The sequence below is a fragment of the Thermobrachium celere DSM 8682 genome (genome assembly GCF_000430995.1).
Classification (GTDB): Bacteria; Bacillota; Clostridia; order Clostridiales; family Caloramatoraceae; genus Thermobrachium; species Thermobrachium celere.
On the sequence record NZ_HF952018.1, the window covers coordinates 1,864,225 to 1,887,783 of the forward strand.

At 31.3% G+C, this 23,559-nt stretch carries 19 protein-coding genes and 1 other annotated feature; of the genes, 6 read left to right on the plus strand and 13 right to left on the minus strand.

The genetic code is table 11. From position 1 onward, the window contains the following. Positions 1-12: 12 nt before the first annotated feature. The 5 genes from TCEL_RS09760 to mnmL all read right to left on the minus strand — a co-directional run bounded on the left by TCEL_RS09760 (position 13) and on the right by mnmL (position 3,790). Positions 13-972 (minus strand): beta-ketoacyl-ACP synthase III, encoded by a 960-nt coding sequence (locus tag TCEL_RS09760; RefSeq protein ID WP_018663616.1) that lies wholly within the window; start codon positions 970-972, stop codon positions 13-15. After that, positions 973-1,374, minus strand: coding sequence for a MarR family winged helix-turn-helix transcriptional regulator (locus tag TCEL_RS13860; protein WP_373867048.1), 402 nt, complete (start codon positions 1,372-1,374; stop codon positions 973-975). Positions 1,375-1,662: 288 nt separating this feature from the next. Beyond that, positions 1,663-2,448, minus strand: a complete 786-nt coding sequence (locus tag TCEL_RS09770) for a DUF7847 domain-containing protein (protein WP_018663620.1) — start codon at positions 2,446-2,448, stop codon at positions 1,663-1,665. Between the two features lie 36 nt (positions 2,449-2,484). Continuing rightward, positions 2,485-2,676, minus strand: a complete 192-nt coding sequence (locus TCEL_RS09775; RefSeq protein WP_018663622.1) for a PspC domain-containing protein — start codon at positions 2,674-2,676, stop codon at positions 2,485-2,487. A 196-nt stretch (positions 2,677-2,872) separates the two neighbouring features. Continuing rightward, positions 2,873-3,790 carry a tRNA modification radical SAM protein MnmL/YtqA gene (gene mnmL, locus TCEL_RS09780; protein ID WP_018663624.1) on the minus strand — a complete coding sequence of 306 codons (918 nt, stop codon included), beginning with the start codon at positions 3,788-3,790 and terminating at the stop codon, positions 2,873-2,875. A gap of 80 nt (positions 3,791-3,870) precedes the next feature. Between mnmL and TCEL_RS09785 the strand changes: the two genes are divergently transcribed. Beyond that, positions 3,871-4,320: an FUSC family protein gene (locus tag TCEL_RS09785; protein ID WP_018663626.1), complete on the plus strand. Its 450-nt coding sequence runs from the start codon at positions 3,871-3,873 to the stop codon at positions 4,318-4,320. Positions 4,321-4,336: 16 nt separating this feature from the next. Then, positions 4,337-4,774, plus strand: coding sequence for a Fur family transcriptional regulator (locus tag TCEL_RS09790; protein ID WP_018663628.1), 438 nt, complete (start codon positions 4,337-4,339; stop codon positions 4,772-4,774). On the opposite strand, the gene TCEL_RS09795 is transcribed toward TCEL_RS09790, so the two are convergent. The 5 genes from TCEL_RS09795 to TCEL_RS09815 form a co-directional block, all read right to left on the minus strand. Beyond that, positions 4,764-5,216 (minus strand): threonine/serine exporter family protein, encoded by a 453-nt coding sequence (locus TCEL_RS09795; protein ID WP_018663630.1) that lies wholly within the window; start codon positions 5,214-5,216, stop codon positions 4,764-4,766. The two genes, TCEL_RS09790 and TCEL_RS09795, sit on opposite strands and share 11 nt — an antisense overlap. 6 nt (positions 5,217-5,222) lie before the next feature. Beyond that, entirely contained in the window at positions 5,223-5,960 is a 738-nt protein-coding gene (locus tag TCEL_RS09800) for a threonine/serine exporter family protein (RefSeq protein ID WP_040684022.1), read from the minus strand. Positions 5,961-6,264: 304 nt separating this feature from the next. Beyond that, positions 6,265-8,616: a glycoside hydrolase family 31 protein gene (locus TCEL_RS09805; RefSeq protein ID WP_198010677.1), complete on the minus strand. Its 2,352-nt coding sequence runs from the start codon at positions 8,614-8,616 to the stop codon at positions 6,265-6,267. A gap of 157 nt (positions 8,617-8,773) precedes the next feature. Further along, positions 8,774-13,057, minus strand: a complete 4,284-nt coding sequence (locus TCEL_RS09810) for a 2-hydroxyacyl-CoA dehydratase (RefSeq protein WP_018663636.1) — start codon at positions 13,055-13,057, stop codon at positions 8,774-8,776. A gap of 198 nt (positions 13,058-13,255) precedes the next feature. After that, on the minus strand, positions 13,256-13,753 hold the full coding sequence (locus TCEL_RS09815) for an SEC-C metal-binding domain-containing protein (RefSeq protein ID WP_018663638.1): 498 nt from the start codon (positions 13,751-13,753) through the stop codon (positions 13,256-13,258). Positions 13,754-13,969: 216 nt separating this feature from the next. Further along, positions 13,970-14,215 (plus strand) — a binding site (T-box leader). Positions 14,216-14,280: 65 nt separating this feature from the next. Between TCEL_RS09815 and asnA the strand changes: the two genes are divergently transcribed. After that, positions 14,281-15,285, plus strand: coding sequence for an aspartate--ammonia ligase (gene asnA / locus TCEL_RS09820; RefSeq protein WP_018663640.1), 1,005 nt, complete (start codon positions 14,281-14,283; stop codon positions 15,283-15,285). A 47-nt stretch (positions 15,286-15,332) separates the two neighbouring features. Here asnA and TCEL_RS13555 read toward each other — a convergent pair whose 3' ends face one another. The 3 genes from TCEL_RS13555 to TCEL_RS09830 are packed head-to-tail and all read right to left on the minus strand — an operon-like array spanning position 15,333 to position 19,720. After that, the gene (locus TCEL_RS13555; protein ID WP_018663642.1) at positions 15,333-15,509 is read right to left on the minus strand and encodes a hypothetical protein; all 177 of its coding nucleotides are present in this window, start codon (positions 15,507-15,509) and stop codon (positions 15,333-15,335) included. Positions 15,510-15,521: 12 nt separating this feature from the next. Beyond that, entirely contained in the window at positions 15,522-17,084 is a 1,563-nt protein-coding gene (locus TCEL_RS09825; protein ID WP_018663643.1) for an ATP-dependent helicase, read from the minus strand. Between the two features lie 8 nt (positions 17,085-17,092). Next, positions 17,093-19,720 (minus strand): DEAD/DEAH box helicase, encoded by a 2,628-nt coding sequence (locus TCEL_RS09830; RefSeq protein WP_018663645.1) that lies wholly within the window; start codon positions 19,718-19,720, stop codon positions 17,093-17,095. A gap of 250 nt (positions 19,721-19,970) precedes the next feature. Here TCEL_RS09830 and TCEL_RS09835 point away from each other — a divergent pair, with 250 nt between their 5' ends. The 3 genes from TCEL_RS09835 (at position 19,971) to TCEL_RS09845 (ending at position 23,555) form a co-directional block, all read left to right on the plus strand. Continuing rightward, on the plus strand, positions 19,971-21,581 hold the full coding sequence (locus TCEL_RS09835) for a Na/Pi cotransporter family protein (RefSeq protein ID WP_018663647.1): 1,611 nt from the start codon (positions 19,971-19,973) through the stop codon (positions 21,579-21,581). Between the two features lie 5 nt (positions 21,582-21,586). Further along, positions 21,587-21,802: a hypothetical protein gene (locus TCEL_RS09840; RefSeq protein WP_018663649.1), complete on the plus strand. Its 216-nt coding sequence runs from the start codon at positions 21,587-21,589 to the stop codon at positions 21,800-21,802. A 151-nt stretch (positions 21,803-21,953) separates the two neighbouring features. Beyond that, complete coding sequence (locus TCEL_RS09845; RefSeq protein ID WP_018663651.1) at positions 21,954-23,555, plus strand: Na/Pi cotransporter family protein; 1,602 nt, start codon at positions 21,954-21,956, stop codon at positions 23,553-23,555. Positions 23,556-23,559 lie beyond the last annotated feature (4 nt).

The following is a 23,559-nucleotide window of genomic DNA, read 5'->3' on the forward strand; positions in this document are numbered from 1 at the left end:
TTTAACTCCTCCTTATATACTCCAATTTATTATAAGGCCTCCTGAGGTTAATCCTCCTCCAAAGCCAACTAAAACAACCTTATCATCCTTCTTTAACATTCCCTTTTCATGCATCTCACAAAGAGCTATTCCTATGCTTGCAGATGATGTATTTCCATATTTATCTATATTTACATAGAATTTTTCCTTTCCTATACCTGTCTTATCTGCTGCATAGTCAATAATTCTTATGTTTGCCTGATGAGGTACAACATATGCTATATCCTTCTTCTCTAAATTTGCCTTTTTAAGAAGAATGTCTATGCATTTTACTATCGCATTTGTTGCAAACTTAAAAACTTCCCTTCCATCCATTCTTACAAAACTATCCCACGCGTTTTGTATTAAAATGTTATTTAAAGGAAGTCCATTACACTCAAGGTATTTACCCTTTTCTCCCTCTGATGAAAGATACATACTTAATACTCCATCTTCGGATGCTTCAACAACACAGGCAGAGGCACCATCTCCAAATAGGACACAGGTATTTCTGTCCTTCCAATCAACTATCTTTGAAAGAGTTTCTGCACCAACTATAAGTGCATATCTATAATTTAATGTTTTTAACATTGCCTCTGCAGTTACAAGACCATATATAAGGCCTGTGCAACCTGCATTTAGGTCAAAGCAGGCTGCATTCTTTGCACCTATGTTCTTTTGAATAACACAGGCTGTAGATGGAGTAAAATAATCAGGTGTTACTGTTGACACTATTATAAGATCAATATCCTCTGGGCTTATATTTGCCATTTCAATTGCCCTTTTAGCAGCAATGCTTCCTAAATCTGAAGTATTTTCGCCTTCTGACAATCTTCTTTCCTTTATACCTGTTCTTGTAACTATCCATTCATCAGATGTTTCTACGTATTTAGAAAGCTCATCATTACTTACAACCCTTTTAGGAACATAACTCCCTAAACCTATCAATTTCAACTAAACATCACCACCTATTTTTTTTAGCCTTTGCTTGAAAAAGTTATTTAATTTTTCAAGGGAACTTATTAAAATCTTTTCTTCCTCGTCTGTTAGTCCCTCTACTACCTCATTTATCATTGCACTATGGAATTTTTCATGCATTCTGTAGGCAAGCTTACCCTTATTTGTTAGATGAACATATACTATTCTTCTGTCCTCCTCTGAACGTCTTCTTTCTACATATCCCTTTTTCTCAAGATTATTAACCGCAACAGTTAATGTTCCAACTGTTATGTTTAGCTTTTCTGCAACCTCTGACATAGTCTTATCTCCATACATCCCTATTGCTTCAATTGTATGGATTTCTGTAATTGATAGATCATTAAAATCCTTTGATCTTAAAGCCTGCTGTTCAATCATAAGTATGTCGTTAAATAGTTCTACTAATAGTTCATTTAATACTGTATATGTCTTTGACACAGTACCACCTCAATATTTTGATTATCAAATATTTTTATAATCAAAGTATAATAAAATAAATATAACCTGTCAAGGTGGTAATCTAAATTTATTTCCAAAATATATATTTTTATTTTAAATGTTCCAGATACCAGTGTCAATAAATTGTATTAATGTTAATATTTTGTTTGTAAAATTAACTTTGTTATTATTAAGTCAAAATAAAAAGGGGCAATCTGCCCCCATTTATTATTCTATTAATGTACCATCATTAGATATAGTAATTTCACTCCTATTAACTTCACAACATATTTTATCTTCAACATATTTATTTATTATATAAACAGTTACTAAAGTTGAGAAATAGGAGTTAAAAATTGTCTGCATAAATTCTACTTTTGTAAATATAATATTGGCTATCGCTATTATAATAAATGTAAATACAAAAACACCTAATATATTAAAGAAATTAGAAAGTCCAAATTTAAATGACTTTTTAAATGCTCCTGTAAATCCTTCATTGTCAACAACAAGAATAGGAATTACAGGTGTTACTAGTATTGATAAAAATACTAATATCAATATAAAAAATATTATCCCCATTATAAATATCCCTACTGAACCGTTATCTGCAACATAAAATAGGCTTATTATGATCAATAAAAATGCAACAACATAAATAATTAATCCCATAATTAAAGCTATAGATACAACAAGCACTTTAAGATAATATTTTGATGCTTCCTTGAAACTTCCCTTAAAATCTATATTATCCTTTAGCGCTTTATCTTTAACCATTAAATTTGTCCATGCTGTTAAATAGGGTGATATGAAAATTAATAAAACAAACATTAAAAATCCCGTCATTATCTCACTTGAATATGTCTGTATAATACTATTTAAATCTGGCATACCATTATCAAGACCAATTTCCCTTTTAACAGGTAGGGTAATTTTAGAAAATAAATTACATAAAAACAATGGAAGTACCATAAGCGGCTGTGTAAAAATCTGCTTTAAACTCTTCTTAAACATAAGATCACCCCAATTTAAATGAAACTAATAAAAATCCTATTCTATTGGCTCAAGTGGAATAACTATAGCACATACAATATAAGCTAAAATCCCTGAACCACCAACTAGTGTTGCAAAAACCCAAAATAATCTAACTATAGTAGGGTCTATGTCGAAATACTTTGCTATTCCTCCGCATACTCCTGCTATCATCCTATCTGTTCTTGACCTATAGAGCTTTTTTTCCATGAAATCACTCCTTAAAACATCATTAATCTCAAAAAAATATATGAGTACAAATAATCGTCTATTCCTATTTTTTGTATATATACTATTCTCTACTATAAATCATTTACTTTCAAGTAAATTTTGTTTAATTTTTGGTATAAAAAAAGAAATGTGACTTCCATGTTGTGGAAAATGTCACATTTCACTTGGGTGGCACTTAAGCGAGTCTACCCTGCCATGTATTTCGTTCTATAAATCTTCTATCTATCGCATTTAAAACTTCCCATTTTTTTAAGCTCCACATAGGTCCTATTAATAATTCCCTTGGACTATCTCCTGTCATTCTATGAACAACCATAGTTTCAGGTAACCTTTCTATTGAATCAACTACTAAATCTACGTACTCATCCATCTCTAAAAATCTCAATTCTCCTCTTTCATAGAGCTCCACCATCTTTGTTCCCTTCATTAGATGCAATAGATGTAACTTTATTCCTTGTGTATTTGTCTTTGCCACAAACTCAACGGTTTCAAGCATTCTTTTTCTATCTTCTCCAGGAAGTCCAAGTATTACGTGGGTTACTACATCAATATTTCTCTTTTTTAATTTTTCCACAGCCTCAATATATGTCTCAAGTGGGTAGCCTCTATTTATTAGCTTTGCTGTATCATCGTGTATTGTTTGAAGTCCAAGTTCTACCCAAAGGTATTTTTTTTCATTTATTTCGCTTAATAGATCTAAAACATCATCTGGCAGACAATCTGGTCTTGTTGCTATTGCAAGTCCTACAACACCCTCTAAATTCAATACACTATAATACTTTTCCCTTAATACCTCAACTGGTGCATAGGTATTTGTGTAGGCCTGAAAATAAGGTATATATTTTCCTTCCTTCCATTTCCTATTCATAACCTGTTTTATATCATTAAACTGCTTAACTAGATCATCTCCACAACCTGCAAAATCTCCTGAACCTCTTGCACTGCAGAATATACATCCTCCACTTGATATTCTTCCATCTCTATTTGGACAAGAAAATCCTGCATCTAAGGATATTTTAAATACCTTCTCTCCAAACTTTTGTCTTAAAAAATAATTAAGAGAATAATACCTCTTGTCTCCCCACATCTTCATTTGCTTCACCACCTTAATTTGAAAATTAGTGCGCCTTTGTTTATAATAATCTTAACAAAATAAATTGTAAAGGTGATGTAATGACAATAGGAATGAGAAATATAAAAACTGCTTTAGCTGTATTTTTGTCAATTATATTTTCAAATATACTAAAACTTGATTACCCCTTCTATGCTGCCATTGCTTCACTTGTATGTATGCAGTCTACTTTAGAAAAAACTTATACAGCTGGTAAAAATAGGCTTCTTGGAACATTTATTGGAGCAGTTCTTGGGTTTGTTTTTGCCTCATTATTTCCAACAAACGCTTTGTTTTCTGCCTTAGGAATAGTATTGTTGATCTATATTTGTAATAAGCTAGATTGGAATGACGCAATATCAATGGCTGGAATAGTCTTTTTAGGTATTATGCTAAACATTAAAGACAATAAGCACGCACTAGTTTATAGCTACAAAAGACTTTTGGAAACACTAATTGGTATTACTATAGCATTTATTGTAAATTCTTTTATTAAACCACCAGAAAAATAGTTTGGAGTGTGTTGTTATGAATGCTGTACAACTTGAGGAAATATTAAAATCTAATGGATATAAAATAACAAATCAAAGAAAGGCAATAATTGAAGTTTTATGCGAAAACATTGGTAAATTTCTATCTGCAGAAGAAATATTAAATCTATCTAAACAAAAGTGCCCTCAAACAAATTTTTCAACTGTTTATAGAAATCTAGAGGTACTTGAGCAGCTTGAACTTATACATAAAACTAACATAGATGCAAGTAGTACCTGTTATTATGAAATTATAGATTTAGATAATCACCATCATCATATTATTTGTACTAGGTGCGGAAAAACAAAGGCAATAGACTTTTGTCCTCTTGAAATGTTTAAAATGAACATACAAGATGATGAATTTGAACTGTTAGATCATAAACTAGAACTTTATGGTATTTGTAATGAATGTAAAAATAAGCCTAAGAAGTAGCCTTAGGCTTATTTTTATATCCTTCATTAACTTTAGATACAAATTGAAATACAGTAGATGCCAGCATTATTCCAAAGGCAATTGCACCTGCAGTTCCTATTGTTTCTATTCCTTTATTTACTGCAAATATAAGCCTTCCTTCAACTATTGCTCTAACAGTTGTATAAGCAGTAATACCTGGAACTAGAGGATAAATTCCAGGGATAGAAAATACAAAGGCAGGTGTTTTGCATTTTCTTGCCATTGTTTCACTATATACTCCACAAACAAATGCTGCTAAAAAGGTTGAAAATACAACTCTATCTGTCTGAATATAAAAAAGCTTAAATACTACCCATGATATTCCACCACATATTCCTGCCCATATTAAATTTTTTCTCTCTATATTGAAAAGAATAGCTCCTGCAAAACTTCCAATAAAAGCTAATACAAAATCCATCATACTACATCACACCCAACTTAATTGTATTATTAATGAAACACCTACTCCAAGGCCTATAGCAATTGCTATAAATGAAGCTTCAATAAGCCTTGAAAAACTTGATATAAAATCACCATATAGGGCATCCTTTATTCCATTTGTTATTGCAACGCCTGGTACCAATGTCATTATAGAACCTATAATTACCTTATCAATGTTTACATTAGGAACCATTTTACCAATTAGAATGGATAATACACCTGCTATAAGGCCTGAAATAAAAAACTCTAAAAATTGAAAAAAACCATATTTTTGAATCTTATCCTTAGCATAGAATATACCCATACTTATGATAAAAGCCACCAATGAATCAAATACATTACCACCAAATAATTTTGTAAATCCTAATGCCACAAAACCTGATGATATAATCTGTAGGCTATAGCTAAAATAAGGCATATTTTTTATTCTGTTAAGCTCCTCCATAGCCTCTTTATAGGAGGCTCTTTCATTCAGTAGTTTTCGTGAAAAGGTGTTTACCATCTCTACCCTATGAAGATCCACACTTCTATTCTTTATTCTTTTTACGTTACTTAAAACATCTCCATTTTTATTTCTAACAGTAAGTGAAAAACCTGTTGGCATTACAAAGCATTCACAGTCAACTCCATAACAGTTGCAAATCCTAGTTATTGTATCCTCAACCCTATATATCTCTGCACCACTTGATAAAAGTATCTCCCCTGCAAAGCTTGCTATATCCATAATCTCCTTTATGTTCACGCTATCACCTGTCCTTATTATAATAATAACAATAAATAATATATCATAAATTATTCATAAGTTTTATTATTTAATAGTTAAATATACTTAAATAAATTGTAAACAATTGTAAAAATATTTTGATATTATTATTTACACTATGTTTACAATTTATCAACAACATTTTAATATTGAAGCTGTATTATTAAATACGTAAAGTGAAGCTCAAATTTCCCCCCATAATAGTTCCCCCTTTAATATAGATTTATAAAATATAGTATAAGCCGGCGTTAAGCCGGCTAGTTTCCTATATGTAGAATTTTATTTGAGAATCCTTAGGTTCAAGAGTGACTACCGTATCCTTTCCATAGACTTCAACTTTAACTTCAACATCATCTATTGTAACCTTGCCTGCTTCAATATTCTTTAACCTAATTTTTACTTTATTATATCCCTTATTATATCCTTTGTGTAGAATACTAAAGTCTATATTTATAAAGTCCTTTTGTTCTGTCTGAACTAGCTTGTAAAGATTGTATTCACCTTCTTTATAGTTAAATGTTTCTCTATCATCCTCATAGTGAAGGTAGCTTCCATTACCCTTATATACTTCAAATTCTACTTCATCTAGTTCTATCTCTCCAATGTAATTCATGTCTTTATATGTTGGTATAATACTTCCTGCTTTTATATATATTGGACATACATCAATTGGAGCATTCTTTACAACAACCCTTCTTCCCTCTAATCTTTCTCCTGTCCAATAATCATACCATGCTCCTTCTGGCAGATATACTGCCCTAAAATTCTTTCCTTGCTCTAAAATTGGAGCAACTAATATATTTTCACCAAATAAAAATTCATCATTTAATTCATAGGTATTTTTATCCTCCATATAGTGCATAAATAGAGGTCTCATTATTGGAAGCCCCTTTTCCTCTGCTTGATAGAATAGATCATATAAATATGGAAGAAGCTTATATCTTAATTTAATATATTTTCTATTTATCTCCTCTGTTTTTTCATCAAAGGCCCAAGGTTCTTGGTCTCTTGTATGTATGCAGGAGTGATTTCTAAATAGTGGAGTAAAGCATCCAACTTGTACCCATCTTGATAAAAGCTCTGGTGTACAGTCAAATTGGAATCCTCCAACATCCGTTCCACAGAAGGCAAATCCAGATAAACCTAAATTTAAAAGCATAGGAACTGCCATTCTCAAATGTTCAAAAAAGCTATGATTATCTCCTGTCCAAACTGTTGAATATTTTTGTGTTCCTGCAAAACATGCCCTTGTTATGACAAACGGTCTTTTATTTGTATATCTCTTTAATCCCTCATAAGTTGCCTTTGACATAAGATGTCCATATACATTATGGATTTCCCTATGGTCTGTTGGGAAACCATCATTTTTAAACTGAACATCATCTGGAAGTGGTCCACGGAAGGAGGCAGGTTCGTTCATATCATTCCAAATACCTGCTACACCACTATCTATCATTACTTTTTGCTTTTCTGACCACCATATTCTAACCCTTTCATCAGAGAAATCTGGATAAAGTGCTTCACCTGGCCAAACCTCATTAACATAAGGAATTCCATCCTTATCCGTTGCAAAATATCCATTTTCTATTCCCTCATCATAAACATAGTAACCCTTGTCCTTTTTAACCCCCGGGTCAATTATTGTTACAACCTTAAAGCCCATATCCTTTAATCTGTCGGTAAAGGCCTTTGGATCATTAAATTTTTCCTTATCCCAAGTAAATACCCTGTATCCATCCATATAATCTATATCAAGATATATCACATCACAGGGTATATCTCTTTTTCTGAAGTTTTCTGCAATCTCAAAAACCCTACTCTCAGGAGCATAACTCCACCTACACTGTTGATAGCCAAGTGTCCACATTTGAGGTAGTGGTGTTCTTCCTGTTAAATATGTATACCCTTCAACAACATCTACTACTTTTGGACCATAAATAAAATAATAGTCTAAATTTCCATCATCTGCTGCAAAGTAGTAGTAGCTGCTGTTTTCCTTTCCCATATCAAAATATGTTTTAAATGTGTTATCAAAAAATATTCCAAAGGCTTTATTGTCTCTTAAGGTAATAAAGAAGGGAATAGATTTATATAGCGTTGTATAACTTTCAACGTGGGGCTTTGGATCATCTGTATTCCACATTTCATAGTAGTACCCTTTTTTATTAAGGTGCCCTGTTTTTTCTCCAAATCCGTAAAAATATTCATCCCCAAGCATCTTTTTTATAACTTCTATTTTATGTGGTTTAAAGTCTGCCTGTGTACTTATTCCTTCCCCCTCTGCAATTGAAGTATTCCCTCTTCTTATAAATGGGCTTCTTTCTCCATCATAATCTAAACATAATGGATTTCTCTGTTTGTCATAAAAGTCAACTTTAAAGTTATCGTACACAACTACAACAACATCATTTGTTTCTATCTCTACCCTATCCTCAAATCTTTTTTCTAAGATGCTCGCTTCTTTTATTTTTAAATTCTCAATAGCCTTTGAATTATGTTCCTTATACTTGATTGGAACAAAAACGTTTATTATTGTGTCGCTTATTACCTCTATAATACCCTCTCCATTTTCAAAGCTAAATATAAACTTATTATCTCTTCTTAAGTACTCCTTCATCTTTCCTAACAAGTCAATCACTCCCTTCACTATAATTTTACAATAAAATTAAACGATTAAGTAGAGTCAATTTGTATGACTTTTAAAAATAATTTAAACAAAAAAGGCTAAAGCTCTTCTGCTTTAGCCTAAATTTGATGTTTAAGTTTTAAAGTTTTTATTTTTCCTCTGCTACGCTTGCCTCCTGTAGTATGTTATTATCCATATATTTTTGAGCTGATTCTAATATTCTTCTGTGGGCTACAGACATCATAAGTTTCAATCTATTTACTTGATTTACTTCACTTGCCCCTGGGTCATAATCTATCGCAACAATATTTACATCCTTGTATCTTTCCCTTAATGCCTTTGCAACTCCCTTTCCTGTTACGTGGTTTGGAAGACAAGCAAAGGGTTGAAGACAAGCAATGTTTGGCACTCCCATTTCAATAAGCTCAATCATCTCTGCTGTTAAAAGCCATCCTTCTCCTGTTTGATTTCCTAAATCTATTATTTCCTTTGCCTTTTCTGCTAAATGATATATAGTTGTTGGTGGCTCAAATCTTGATGAATTTTCAAGTGCCCTCCTTATTACATTTCTATACATCTCAACTATCTTTATGGTTGCATTTCCTAATATCTTTGCCTTCTTGCTTCCTGATAGATATTTATGCTTATATTCTGCATCGTAGGCACTATACAAGAAGAAATCGACAAGATCAGGAACTACAGCCTCTCCACCCTCTTCTTCTATTAACTTTACTATATCGTTATTTGCTGTTGGATGGAACTTAACAAGTATTTCACCAACCACACCAACTCTTGGCTTTCTCTTCTCTTCTATTTCAACAGCTTCAAAATCTGCAATCATTTCGTATACAACCTTCTTGTATTCAAATATACTTCCACTTCTTACTACCCTTTTACATCTATTTATCCATTTATCATAAAGCTTATCACAGCTTCCCTTCTCCTTTTCATATGGCCTTGTTCTATATAAAAGCCTCATTATTAAATCTCCAAGTAAAAGTGCCATTATTCCCCTATGAAGCATAGGAAGTGTTACCTTAAATCCTGGATTTTTTTCAAGTCCAACCGCATTTAACGATATTACAGGAATGTGTGATAGCCCTGCATCAGAAAGTGCCTTTCTTAAAAATCCTATATAGTTTGTTGCCCTACATCCTCCCCCTGTTTGTGAAATTATAACAGAGGTATTATTTAGGTCATATTTTCCTGACTTTAGGGCGCTCATAAGCTGTCCAACTACAATTATTGATGGATAGCAGGCATCATTATTTACATATTTTAGTCCCTCATCTATTGCATTTTTATCAACCGATGGAAGAACCTCAAGGTTGTATCCTGCCCACCTAAAGGCCTCCTGTACTAATTCAAAATGAATTGGAGCCATTTGTGGTGCAAGTATTGTGTGTTTTTGCTTCATTTCCTTTGTAAATATTACTTTTCTTGAATATTGTTTTATTCTTCTTGGAACGAAATTTAGTTTATCCCTTTCTTCTACTGCTGCTTTAAGGGACCTTATTCTAATCTTTACAGCGCCTAAGTTGTTTATCTCATCTATTTTAATTAATGTATATATCTTACCATATGCCTCAAGTAACTCTTTAACTTGATCTGAAGTTATTGCATCAAGTCCACATCCAAAGGATGTAAGTTGAACAAGCTCTAAATTCTTACTCTTTGCAACAAAACTTGCCGCCCTATAAAGCCTTGAGTGGTATGCCCACTGATCTACAACCCTTAAAGGTTCCTCCAATTTTCCAAGATGAGCAATACTATCCTCAGTTAAAACGCAAAATCCCTGTGATACTATAAGTCTATCTATTCCATGGTTTATTTCCTTATCTAAATGATATGGACGCCCTGCAAGTACTATTCCCTTCTTATTATTCTTTTCTATATACTCTAAAACTTCTAGTCCCTTTCTTCTTATCTCCTCTTTAAAACTATTAAGTTCCTTTTCTGCCTTTTCAACTGCCACTTCAATTTCACCATAAGATATATTAAAATCCTTTAGTTCATCATATAATCTCTTTTTTAGCTTTTCCTTATCATCAAACGGTAAGAATGGGTTTAAAAACCTTATTCCCTTTTCGTTTAGAATATCCATATTATTTTTTATTACTTCGCTATAGGATGTCACAACAGGGCAGTTATAATGATTATGGGCATCATTAAACTCAACCTTTTCATATGGTAGTGCTGGATAGAAAATAAACTTAACTCCCTTATTTATTAAATTAACTATATGTCCGTGTACAATCTTTGCTGGATAGCATACAGTATCTGAAGGAATTGTATCCATACCAAGCTCATATAACCTTCTAGTTGATGTATCTGACAAAACAACTTTAAATTTTAGCTCTGTAAAAAATGTAAACCAGAAGGGATAATCTTCGTACATGTTAAGTACTCTTGGTATTCCTACGCTTCCCCTTATGCTTTCCTTTTCATCTAAAGGTTTATAGCTAAAGAGCCTGTTATATTTATATTCATAAAGATTAGGGAGCTTTTCCTTTGTATTTTCTATTCCTGCTCCTCTTTCACATCTATTTCCTGTTACAACACTCCTATCATTTATTTTAGTTATTGTAAGAAGGCAGTTATTAGTGCACAACTTACATCTTTTTATCTCATTTGTATAGGTTAAGCTATTTATATCGTCTAATTTTAATATATTTGATTTTTCTCCTTCCTTATAGTTTTCTAAAGCTATAAGTGCTGCTCCAAAGGCCCCCATTATTCCTGATATATCAGGTCTTACAACATTAATGCCTGTTATCTTTTCAAAGGCCCTTAAAACTGCATCATTATAGAAGGTTCCTCCTTGAACTACAACTTTTTTCCCAATATCCTTTGAATCTTTTAATTTAATAACCTTAAATAAAGCATTTTTTATAACAGAATATGACAACCCTGCTGAAATATCCTCAACTGTTGCACCTTCCTTTTGTGCCTGCTTTACCTTTGAGTTCATAAATACAGTACATCTACTTCCTAAATCTACTGGATGTTTTGCAAAAAGTGCTGCCTTTGCAAAATCTTCAGTAGTCATACCTAAGGATTTAGCAAAGCTTTCAATAAATGAACCACATCCTGATGAGCAGGCCTCATTTAACATGATATTTTCTATAATTCCATCCTTAACAGTAAGACATTTCATGTCTTGTCCACCAATGTCTAATATAAAATCTACTCCATTTAAGAAGTAGTTTGCAGCTTTAAAATGTGCAACAGTTTCAACTTCCCCAATATCTATATTTAATGCATTTTTTAAAAGCTGTTCTCCATATCCTGTAACTGCAGATTTTGCAATATATGTTTTATCGTTTAAGTTACTATACAAATCCTTTAATGCATCTATTATTGTATTTAAAGGGCTTCCTTGATTGCTTGAATAGTATGAATACAGTAAATTTCCTTCTCTATCTATTAACGCCACCTTTGTGGTTGTTGAACCAGCATCTATACCTAAAAAACATTCCCCACTATAGGTTGAAAGTTCACGTCTTTTTATTTTATTTTTATCATGTCTAGTTTTAAACTCATTATATTCATCTTCATTATTAAACAAAGGCTCTAATACATCCTCATCTATTTCAATTATCTCTGCTGCTTCTTCTAATCTTCTAATTATATCTTCTAGATTATATATGCTACTATTTGCACTTAAAAGTGCTGCACCTATTGCAACAAATACCTGTGAATTTTCAGGTATATATACATCTTCTTGTTTTAAATTTAGTGTATCTATAAATCTTTTTCTAAGCTCTGATAAAAAGTAAAGTGGGCCACCTAAAAAAGCAACTTTACCTTTTATTGGTCTACCGCAGGCTAGTCCACTAATTGTTTGATTTACTACAGCCTGAAAGATAGACGCAGCTATATCTTCTTTTCTTGCCCCCTCATTTAAAAGAGGTTGTATATCTGTTTTAGCAAAAACACCACATCTTGATGCAATTGGATATATTATTTGATAGTCCTTTGCAAGTTCATTTAAACCATCTGCATCTGTATTTAAAAGTGTAGCCATTTGATCTATAAATGCACCTGTACCACCTGCACAGGTACCATTCATTCTCTGTTCTATTCCATTTTTAAAATATGTAATCTTTGCATCTTCTCCACCAAGCTCTACTGCAACATCAACTTCATTTAAAAGCTTTTGTACTGCATAACTTAAAGCAATAACCTCCTGTTCAAAAGGAACCTGTATCCATTTTGATATAGACAGTCCACCTGAACCTGTTATTTTTATTTTTATATTAATATTACCTAAATCATTGCGAAGTTCATTTAATACACTAATAAGAGTACCCTTTATATCTGAATAATGTCTTTGATATCTTTTAAATTTTATTTCCCCATTTTTCCCTAACACAACGAGTTTTACTGTTGTGGATCCTACATCAATACCACATCGTAAAACTTCCCTCATAAATAAGACCTTCCTTCTTTGTAAATTTTAACATTATAATTATACTACTACATTATTTAAAATTAATACATCGAAATATCCAATTAATTTAAGTAAAAAGTTCAAAAAAGGACAGTTCTAATTAGTTTATTAGATAAATACTTTATATTACTCAAAATTTGTTCTTTTTTCATAAAAAATAAAGGTGCAATTGCACCTTTATTTTCCACAGCACTTCTTATATTTCTTACCTGAACCACAAGGACATGGTTCATTTCTTCCAACCTTATTTTCATTTACAACAATTCTTGATCTATTGTATTCTTTTCTTATTTCCTTTCTTCTTTCAACTGTTAGTATGCCGTCCCATTCTGGAAGTTCATATAACCAATTGGCCTTTGCATCAAGCATATTGTAATATAACTTTTCAAAATCTATTTCAAGCTTAAGATGTGTATCTTCTTCAAGAGAATCTTCATCAACAGGATTTATTAGGCTTGTATTTATACCAGAAACAAATGCAGCAAATGTTAATTCATCAACACCATATTCATTTGCAAGGTCCTTTAGTTTTCCTTCTACAACACTTTGCTTATTAGCTAATATAGTTTTATATATAGCCTGTTCCTTTTTTAAATAATCTGTCCAGAATTCTTCATAATCTGGTGCATTTACCTTTGAATCTGCTAGTGCTTCCCACTTTTTATATAAGCTCATACCTAACGCTCCTTTGTATTAATATTTTCACAACGTTTAATTATATCATAAGTCATTGCATTTAATCAATACTTGCAAAAAACTATAAAAAAATCAAAATATAATAAAACTATTTTTATTGCATATAATAATATAAATGTGAATTGTTTATATGTTTTTGTTTCATTTTTTAGAAAATTGAATATTGACATATATTATATTGCATATTATAATTTTAAAAAAGCGATGAAGGGAAGAGTAGATACAGGATGTAGTTACAGCGAGCTGGTGACGGTGGAAGACCAGTACGATGCCTGTATTGAAGAACATCCCTTAGCTCCCAACCGAAATCTTTTTAGAGAGTAGACTTGGGCGGAGAACTCTACCGTTAAAAGGAGTACAGTATCGAGCTCGTCTCTGTACTGAAAGAGGGCCTTTTGCCAATTTGGGTGGTACCGCGGAAGTTAACCTTTCGTCCCATTTAGGGACGAAAGGTTTTTTATTTGTAGCGCTACAAATACTTATATTAATAAATAAGGAGGATTGCCATGGAATGTAGATGTTTTGAATATAAGTCATATCTTGATTTAAAAGAGACAGAAATTGCTATAAAAAGAATAAAGGATTATTTTGAAATGGCTTTATCTCAAAAACTTAACCTTACTAGAGTCTCAGCACCATTATTTGTACAAAAATCATCAGGATTAAATGATTATTTAAATGGAATTGAAAGAACAGTATCATTTGACGCCTACGATCTATCTGGAGAGAATCTAGAAGTTGTTCAATCACTTGCAAAGTGGAAAAGATACGCTCTAAAAAGATATGGATTTAAGCCAGGAGAAGGACTTTATACTGACATGAATGCAATAAGAAGGGATGAAAAACTTGATGCTCTTCATTCAATTTACGTTGACCAATGGGACTGGGAAAAAATAATACTTAAAGAACAAAGAAATATGCAGACATTAAAACAAATTGTTAAGGATATTTATAGTGTATTTAAACAAACTGAATTATATATTTATTCGATGTATCCCCATATTACACCTATTCTTCCTAAAGAAATCACTTTTTTAACAACACAAGAATTAGAGGATATGTTTCCTGAATCTACTCCTAAAGAGAGAGAATATAAAGCTTGCAAAAAATATGGCGCTGTATTCCTTATGCAGATAGGGGACTATTTAAAATCAGGTATTAAACACGATGGCCGCTCTCCTGATTATGATGACTGGAAATTAAATGGAGACATACTATTCTACTACCCTGTGTTAGACTGTGCTTTTGAAATGTCCTCAATGGGAATTAGAGTCGATAAGGACGCTCTTATATATCAAACAAAAATGTGCGGATGCATCGAAAGACTTGAACTTCCTTTCCATAAGATGATACTTAAAGAGGAACTTCCATATACAATAGGTGGAGGAATTGGACAGTCAAGAATTTGCATGTTCTTTTTACGCAAAGCCCACATAGGTGAAGTTCAAGCATCTGTATGGCCAAAACATATTATTGATGAATGTATGAAACAAGGAATTATGTTACTATAAATAAAATCCCCATAAGAGTTTATACTCTAATGGGGATTTTATTAAATTTATTCCTTAATCCAAAATTTAAGAAGAATAAAAAATGCCAATCCCATAATGCCTGCAAAAACAAGTGCAATAGGAAATAAGACTTCAAATGCTGCAATTATCATAGCAATTACATCCTTAAACTCTAACTTTACAGGTTCATCCCCCAAATTTTTATTTAATTTGTTATTCTTCACCCTAATCCCCCCCTATATAAACTCAGCACTATAGAACATCTTTAAAAATTCCTTTTCACCATAGGCTTCAAATCTGACTTTTATTATATTTTCATCTTCGTATACTACAATTCCTTCTCCATATTTTTTGTGAACAACTTTATTTTTAGTACTATTACTTTTCTCTTTTTCTAATCTTAACATATCATATATTTCGCTTAAAGTATAATTTGACTCATTTCTTTGTTCAACTACAAGATCTTTTGGCAACATAGAAATATATTGACTCTTATACCCTTTAAATCCGAAAAAGGAAGGACTCTTTATATAGGAAATTTCCAGTATTTCCTTAGCCCTAGTTATTCCAACAAAGAAAAGCCTAAGCTCCTCTTCTTCAATCTCCCTCTTATTTGAAATTGGTATATTGCCTTCATTAACACCTATTATAAAAACACATCTAAACTCTAGTCCTTTAGATGAATGTAGGGTTAACAGTTTAACTGCTTGTCTATCTGAATGAGCTACAGGCTTTTCATTATCTTTTATAAAATCACAATCCAACTCTCTACTTAATACATCGTAAACAACTTCACCCTGTATCTGTCTTCTAAATAAAACTGCAATATCATTTAAGTTTATACCCTTATCTTTTAACTCCTTTATTCTTCTTAATACATAATTTGCTTCATTGAAGGCATCATAATGTGCAGTAATTCTTATTGGTTCTCCATACTCTCTTTCACAGTATATCTTTTCACCAATTAAAGCTGCCGCAGCCTCTGTTATAGTCTTTGTAGATCTATAATTAATAGGTAGTTCATAAATTGTAGCTTTATACCTATCTATAAATCTATCAAATATTCTGTAGGTACCTGTTCTAAAGGAATAGATTGTTTGATTTGGATCTCCAACCACGAAAATATTTGTATTCTCACCTGCTATTTTTTCAACAAATTCAAGCTGCATATAATCCGTATCTTGAAACTCATCAATTATAATATGCATAATGTCTAATTTACTGTTTAAAAAATCATTGCAATTTACTATTAAATCTTCATAATCCATCAAATCATTTTCAAGCTTTACTTTTTTATACTCTTCATAAAGCTTTTTTATATCGTCCTGCTTTTTCATGTTTGCATAAAGAACATTTCCACTTTTAAATTCCTCTATTCTTTTTAAAATCTTAGATTTGTATTTAATCTTTAATTTGCCTTCTTCAACTATTTTATTTAAAATTTCAGCTGCCTCTTCATTTGTTATAATTTTAAAATCTTTGCTATATCCATACCTTTCTAGTTCAACATTCTCCCTTAAAATTTTATTAGCAATGCTATGAAATGTACCTAAATATTTTAATTCATCATTTATATAATTCTTTAATCTATCTCTTATTTCATCAACAGCTTTATTTGTAAATGTAACAACCATTATTTTATCAAGTGGTATGCCTTTTATGAAATATAAATAAAGTACCCTATATATTATAACAGTCGTTTTACCGCTCCCTACACTTGCCTTTAATGCAACATACTTTTCATCTGTTTCAACTGCAATCCTCTGAAAGCTGTTTAATTTATCAAAGATTTCTTGCAAATTCTCACCTACCTAGTTAAATCATCATATCTTCTTATTATCTTATCTATCTTGTTATCATGATTTATTACATTTACATCAATTGAAAAGGTTTCTGGAACTTCTACATGTCTTCTTATTATATTTTCTATTTTTAGCTTATTTAAAGTATCTAATACCCATTCCCTAAAGAATGGAGAATTTACATTAAAAATTAATAAATCACCCTTAACTTCAACATAATCTATAGTATTGAAAAAGCCTAAAAAAGCTTCACTTTTTGATTTTAAATAGCTTTTAAATTCACTCCATTTTTGAGGAAGTTCATATAAGTTAAATAATTTTTCCTCTCTTATTACTACATCCTTTACAACCTTAGTAACAACAGGGCTTTCACCTGTTTCTTTAATCATTCCCTCTAGTGCCCAAAGAACCATTTTTTTATCTAAATGATAGTCTCCAACGCATGCAGGACAACCATCCTTGCATTTACAATTCTTAACCATTGATATTGCATCTTTTAAAATATCTTCAGCATAATCAAAGGCCTTTTCTGTAAAACCTAATCCTCCTGGATAAAGATCATATAAAATTACGAAGGCTCTTTTTACTTCTCCATCCTTTTCAACTGTATTGAATATTGTAGCTCCAATATCTTCTGAAGTTGCCATTGTTCTAATTCTTGCTGCATTTAATAGGGCATGTTTTACTCCATTATAATAATTAAACTCTGTATATGAATTTATTATATTATCTACATCTTCAGGAATTAAATACCATAAACCTTCTGTTTCTAAAGTGGTAAAGAGATTATCTTTAATAGATTCAAAACCTAGATTTTGTCTATTGTGAAACTGTATCATTTTATATGCCACAACTGCCTCTTTAATTAGAACATCCCCAAAACTTGCATTTGTTCTTGAAAATTCTCTGCTTTTAAACTCCTTTATTATATTTACCATAGTATCTGTAAATGGAACAGTAAAATAATTAACCTCTATAGGAAAAACTGTAGCTATTCTATTAACTAAATCTAACTTTTCAACCATATACTGAACACCGTCATGCATATATATAGCCTTTTCATAAACCTCATGGAAGGCTTGATATTCATCCATTTCAGTTAGCATTTCTCCATTAACTTTATTTATTACTTTATAAATATCCCTTGATATATTCCTTAAACTAAAATCTCCTGCTGGATGCTCTTTACCTATCCAAGTAAAAATTCCTCCGTCATTTCTAAGTTCACCAGCCTTTAAAAGTACCGGTATTATTTCAGCTATGTCTGGAAAGAGCTCTGCATCATCTAAAGTCAAAGGAAGCTCTGCTGCTGCAGCTCTAACATGAGCAAGCTGTATAAAGAGGTTATTTTTATCTAAAACAGCATTTTCCACACCCGTCTTTAATAAAAATTCGCTATTTACTGCAATGTATTGATCAATTGGCCCTACATCTAGAATAAGTATTCCTACAGCGTCTTTTCGTCTTCCTGCACGTCCTATCTGCTGCCAAAAAGAAGCCTTAGTTCCTGGAAAACCAGAGCAAATTACAATATCGATATCGCCAATATCTATACCAAGCTCTAGAGCATTTGTCGCAATAACACCATTTATTTCTCCCTTTACAAGCCTCTTTTCAATATCCTTTCTCTCTTCCTTTTTATAACCACCTCTGTATCCTGCTATCTTATCCGTTAAATCAAGTAGGCTTGGAACATCTTCAATATTTGATAGTCTATCCCTTGTTTCCTTAAGCACAACTTCAACTTCTCTTCGGCTTTTACAGAAGGTTATAAATCTTCTACCATTTTGTATCATATCAGGTATTATTTCTGCTGCTTCTTCTTCAGGAGTTTTTCTATATTCAGAATCCCTAACATATGGTGGTTGCCATATATATATATGTTTTTTATGTGATGGCGAACCATCGTTTTTTACGTGATAAAAAGTCTCTCCTGTTAATATTTCTGCAAGTTCTTTAGGATTTGCTATAGTTGCAGAACTAAATAGATATTGAGGCTTTGATCTATAATATTTACATATTCTATTTAGCCTTCTTATGATATTTGCCATATGAGAACCAAAGGCTCCTCTATATACATGTAGTTCATCTACAACTATGAATTTTAGTTTAGAAAAAACATGATTAAACCCATGAAGGCTATGATTAGGTAAAAAGGCTGAATTTAACATTTCTGGATTTGTAAGAATTATATTTGCAGTCTTTCTTATTCTAGTCCTTTCATTAGGGGGAGTGTCTCCGTCATATATTCCTGCCTGTATTCTATCTTCTCCAAAATATTCAACAAAGGGAAGTATATTCCTATACTGGTCATTTGCAAGAGCCTTTGTAGGATATACAAATATGGCTCTTGTCTTTGGATCTTTTAATATTTCATCTATAACTGGAAGTAAAAAGCTTAATGTTTTTCCACTTGCAGTTTGAGTAGTTATTATAACATTTTCTCCTTTTTTAGCATGCTCAAACATTTCTCTTTGGTGTGAGTAAAGTTTACCAAATCCTCTTTTATTTAAAAATTGCTTTAATTCTTCACAAAGCAATTCAGGATAATCCACATAAGTTGCCTCTCTACTATCTATACTAATTTCAGAAACTATTCTATTTTTAAATGGCTCAATTTCCTTAAGATACATCTACATACCACCCCCCTTTAATTTTATACTTAAAACAATTTTTATTCAAATATATATTTGATTTACAAATTATGTTAAATACAAGTAAATCCTGTTTTAAATTACTGTTAAATATTTTGTTTTATTAACACAAACTTAACATAGATTTAACATAGAAGAATTATAATTGACCTTGCTGTTGAAAAAATGCATTAATTGTCGTTATTTACACACAATTTATTACAAAATTATATTTAAATGGAGGTATGTTATGGATATCAAGATGATTTTTGAATTGCTAGGGGGCCTTGGTCTTTTCATCTACGGTATGCACATGATGGGTGGAGGACTTCAAAAGGCTGCAGGTGAAAAGCTAAAAAGAATTCTTGAGGTTTTAACATCCAACAGAGTCCTAGCTATACTAGTTGGAGCTTTAGTAACTGCAATTATTCAAAGTTCATCTGCAACAACTGTTATGACGGTAGGTTTTGTTAATGCAGGACTTATGAATCTATACCAAGCTGCAGGAGTTATAATGGGTGCAAATATTGGTACAACAATGACTGCACAGCTTATTGCCTTTAAGCTTACTGACATTGCTCCACTTGTTTTAGCAATTGGTGCTGCAATGCTTATGTTCTCAAATAAAAAGAAAACTAAGGACATTGGAGAAATAGTATTTGGTTTTGGTGTTCTATTTGTTGGAATGAAGATGATGGAACATTCAATGAAGCCACTTGTTAAAATGGACGAGTTTAGAAACCTAATAATAACTTTAGGAAATCATCCAATACTTGGTGTATTAGTTGGACTTGGTATGACAGCTGTAGTTCAAAGTAGTAGTGCTACAATAGGAATACTTCAAGCTCTTGCTGGATTAAATGCTATGCCACTAGGAGTTGCCCTACCAATTCTATTTGGTGACAATATAGGTACATGTGTAACTGCAATGCTTGCAAGTATTGGAGCAAGCAAAAATGCAAGAAGAGCTTCACTTACACATCTTTCATTCAACGTAATAGGTACTTTAATATTTATGGCAATACTTCCAATTGTAGTTAAGTTAATACCACTTTTAGGTGGAGATATAAAGAGACAAATTGCAAATGCGCATACTATTTTCAATTTAACAAATGTTATTATACAAGCTCCATTTATACCTCTACTTGTAAAATGGGTTAAGTGGTTAATACCAGGAGAAGAAAAAGAAGCAAATGCTATGACACTTGAGCATTTAGACTCAAGACTTCTAGAAACACCTTCAATTGCTGTTGGTCAAGTTGTAAAGGAAGTTTCTAGAATGGGTAAAATAGCATCTGAAAATTTAACAACAGCAATGGAAGCATTCTTCAATGAAGATACAAAGCTTATAAATAAGGTATTTGAAGTTGAACAAGTAATTAATTTCCTTGAAAGAGAAATCACAGCTTTTATGGTTGCTCTATCAAATACTTCACTATCAGAACATGACTCTGAAATAGTGACTTCTCTATTCCATGTAGTTAATGATATTGAAAGAATTGGTGACCACGCTGATAATATAGCTGAACTTGCTCAATATAGAATAGATAATAAGCTAATATTCTCAGATGATGCAATAAGAGAACTACATGAAATATATAGCGTTGCTAAATATGCTGTAGATTCTGCTGTTGAAGCTCTACATGATTTTGATTTTACAAAGGCACAAAAGGTACTTGAAGCTGAAGGAAAAATTGATATGATGGAAAAACAACTTAGAAATGAACATATAGAAAGACTAAACAAAGGTATATGCATGACAACAAGTGGAACAATATTCTTAGATTTAATAAGCAACATTGAAAGAATTGGAGACCATTCAAATAACATCGCTCAAATGGTACTTGACTTTAAGGAGTGATTTAGATGAGAAGGTATGAAGAACCATACTATGGTAAAAGATATTTATATGATATAGAAAAGAAAACTCTACATGACTTAGTAAATGAAAAACCAGAATGTCAAATCGATTCAATCGATAAAGAATTAATAGACATGTATAGTTCTCTCAATGAAGCGGCATTACTTTTAGATCATCCTTTCTACTATCCTTGTCCACACTGCATGAAAAAGGACGAATAATATAAACTCTGTGCCATAAACTTAGGTAATTTTAGAAATTGCCTAATGTTTATTGGCACTTTTATTTATATTCATTAAATAAACTTTTGTGTAATTTTTTCCAAAGTTTTGCTATAATATTATTATTGAGACTATCATGGGAGGAGTACTCATGAGGACACAAACTTATAATTTACTAGGCGGCATTGGACTTCTTATATTTTCTTTATCGATGCTTAGCCATGCATCTCAAAACTTTTTTAGCTTATGGTTCCACAAGAATTTTAATAAAAAAGAAAAGAACAGATTTATGTCATTAATTCAAGGAATAATATTTTCTTTTATTACAGAAAGCAGTACAATATCTGCAACAGCTTATTCTGGACTTTTAGAGTCTAATTCTATCGATTTTACAAATATATTATATTTTATTTCTGGAGTTAATATAGGGGCTTCCCTAGTTCCTATAATAGTTTTACTAAAATTCTCTATAATACCTTATTTATTTGTTTTTTTGGGTACATTCTTAATTATTTTTATTAACAAAAGTACTAAAAAAAATATTTATCACCTTGGATATATTATTTTAGCTGTTGGACTACTTCTAACCTCAATTATATATATAGAAAGTGGAATCTTTCAAAGCAACCTTTTACATCTAATAAATAATAATTACATCTCAAGCTTATTTGTAGGAATTATAACAGCTTTGCTTTTTAGAAGCAGTAATGCAGTTGTTTTAATCTTAATACCTTTTACAGCTCAAAATATTATTAGTTTAAACACTGCTATATTTATTATAATAGGTGCAAATATAGGATCTTCTCTTTACGTAACAATTAGATCACGTAGACAAGAAAAACATATAAAAGTAACTTCAATTATGCATTTTATTTTAAATGTTTTTGGTGCTTTTGCTATATACTTAATATTTGTTTTAAATGGTTCATCCTTAAATATAACTAATAATTTAACACTAAACATACTATCTATTCATTTTTTAACTAACCTATTAGGCTCACTAGTTTCTATATTATTTTCAGATTTTATAATAAATAATATAGTTAATAACATATTCCCTTACAAAGCTCAATACAGCAATAAAAGGATGAAATACATAAATCCACTTGTTATTAATACACCTTCTATTGCTATAGAACAATGCATAAAAGAAATATGTAGAATGGGACACCTTTCTTTAAATAATTTGTATAAAGCCTTTAATCTATATTTTGACTACAGAAGAAATGATATAGGACAAATTGAAAAGGATGAAGAACTAATTGATTATCTAGAAGACTCATTGATGAACTTTTTAACAACACTGTCTATGAAAAATCCTACATACAGAGAATCTGAAGTAATTATTGCACTTTATAATATGATAAATGATATGGAAAGAGTTGGTGATCATGCCATGAATCTTGTTGATCTCGCTGAGTATAAATTTAACAACTACATTAACTTTTCCGAAGAAGCTACAGTTGAACTAAAATATTTTTATGAACTATGCTATACAGCATTTTTAAAATCCCTTGAAGCGCTTGAATTTAAAGATATATCAAAGGTAAATGAAGTTATAGAATTAGAAAATAAAATCGATTTATTAGAAAAACAATTAAGAAAGGATCATATTGATAGACTAAATAAAATGATTTGTAAGCCAAATAGTGGAATGATTTTTCTTGACACTTTAACTAATCTTGAGAGGGTAGGAGATCATGCCTATAAAATAGCTTTAACAACAAAAGATATAATAGGGGTCTTAGAATAGACCC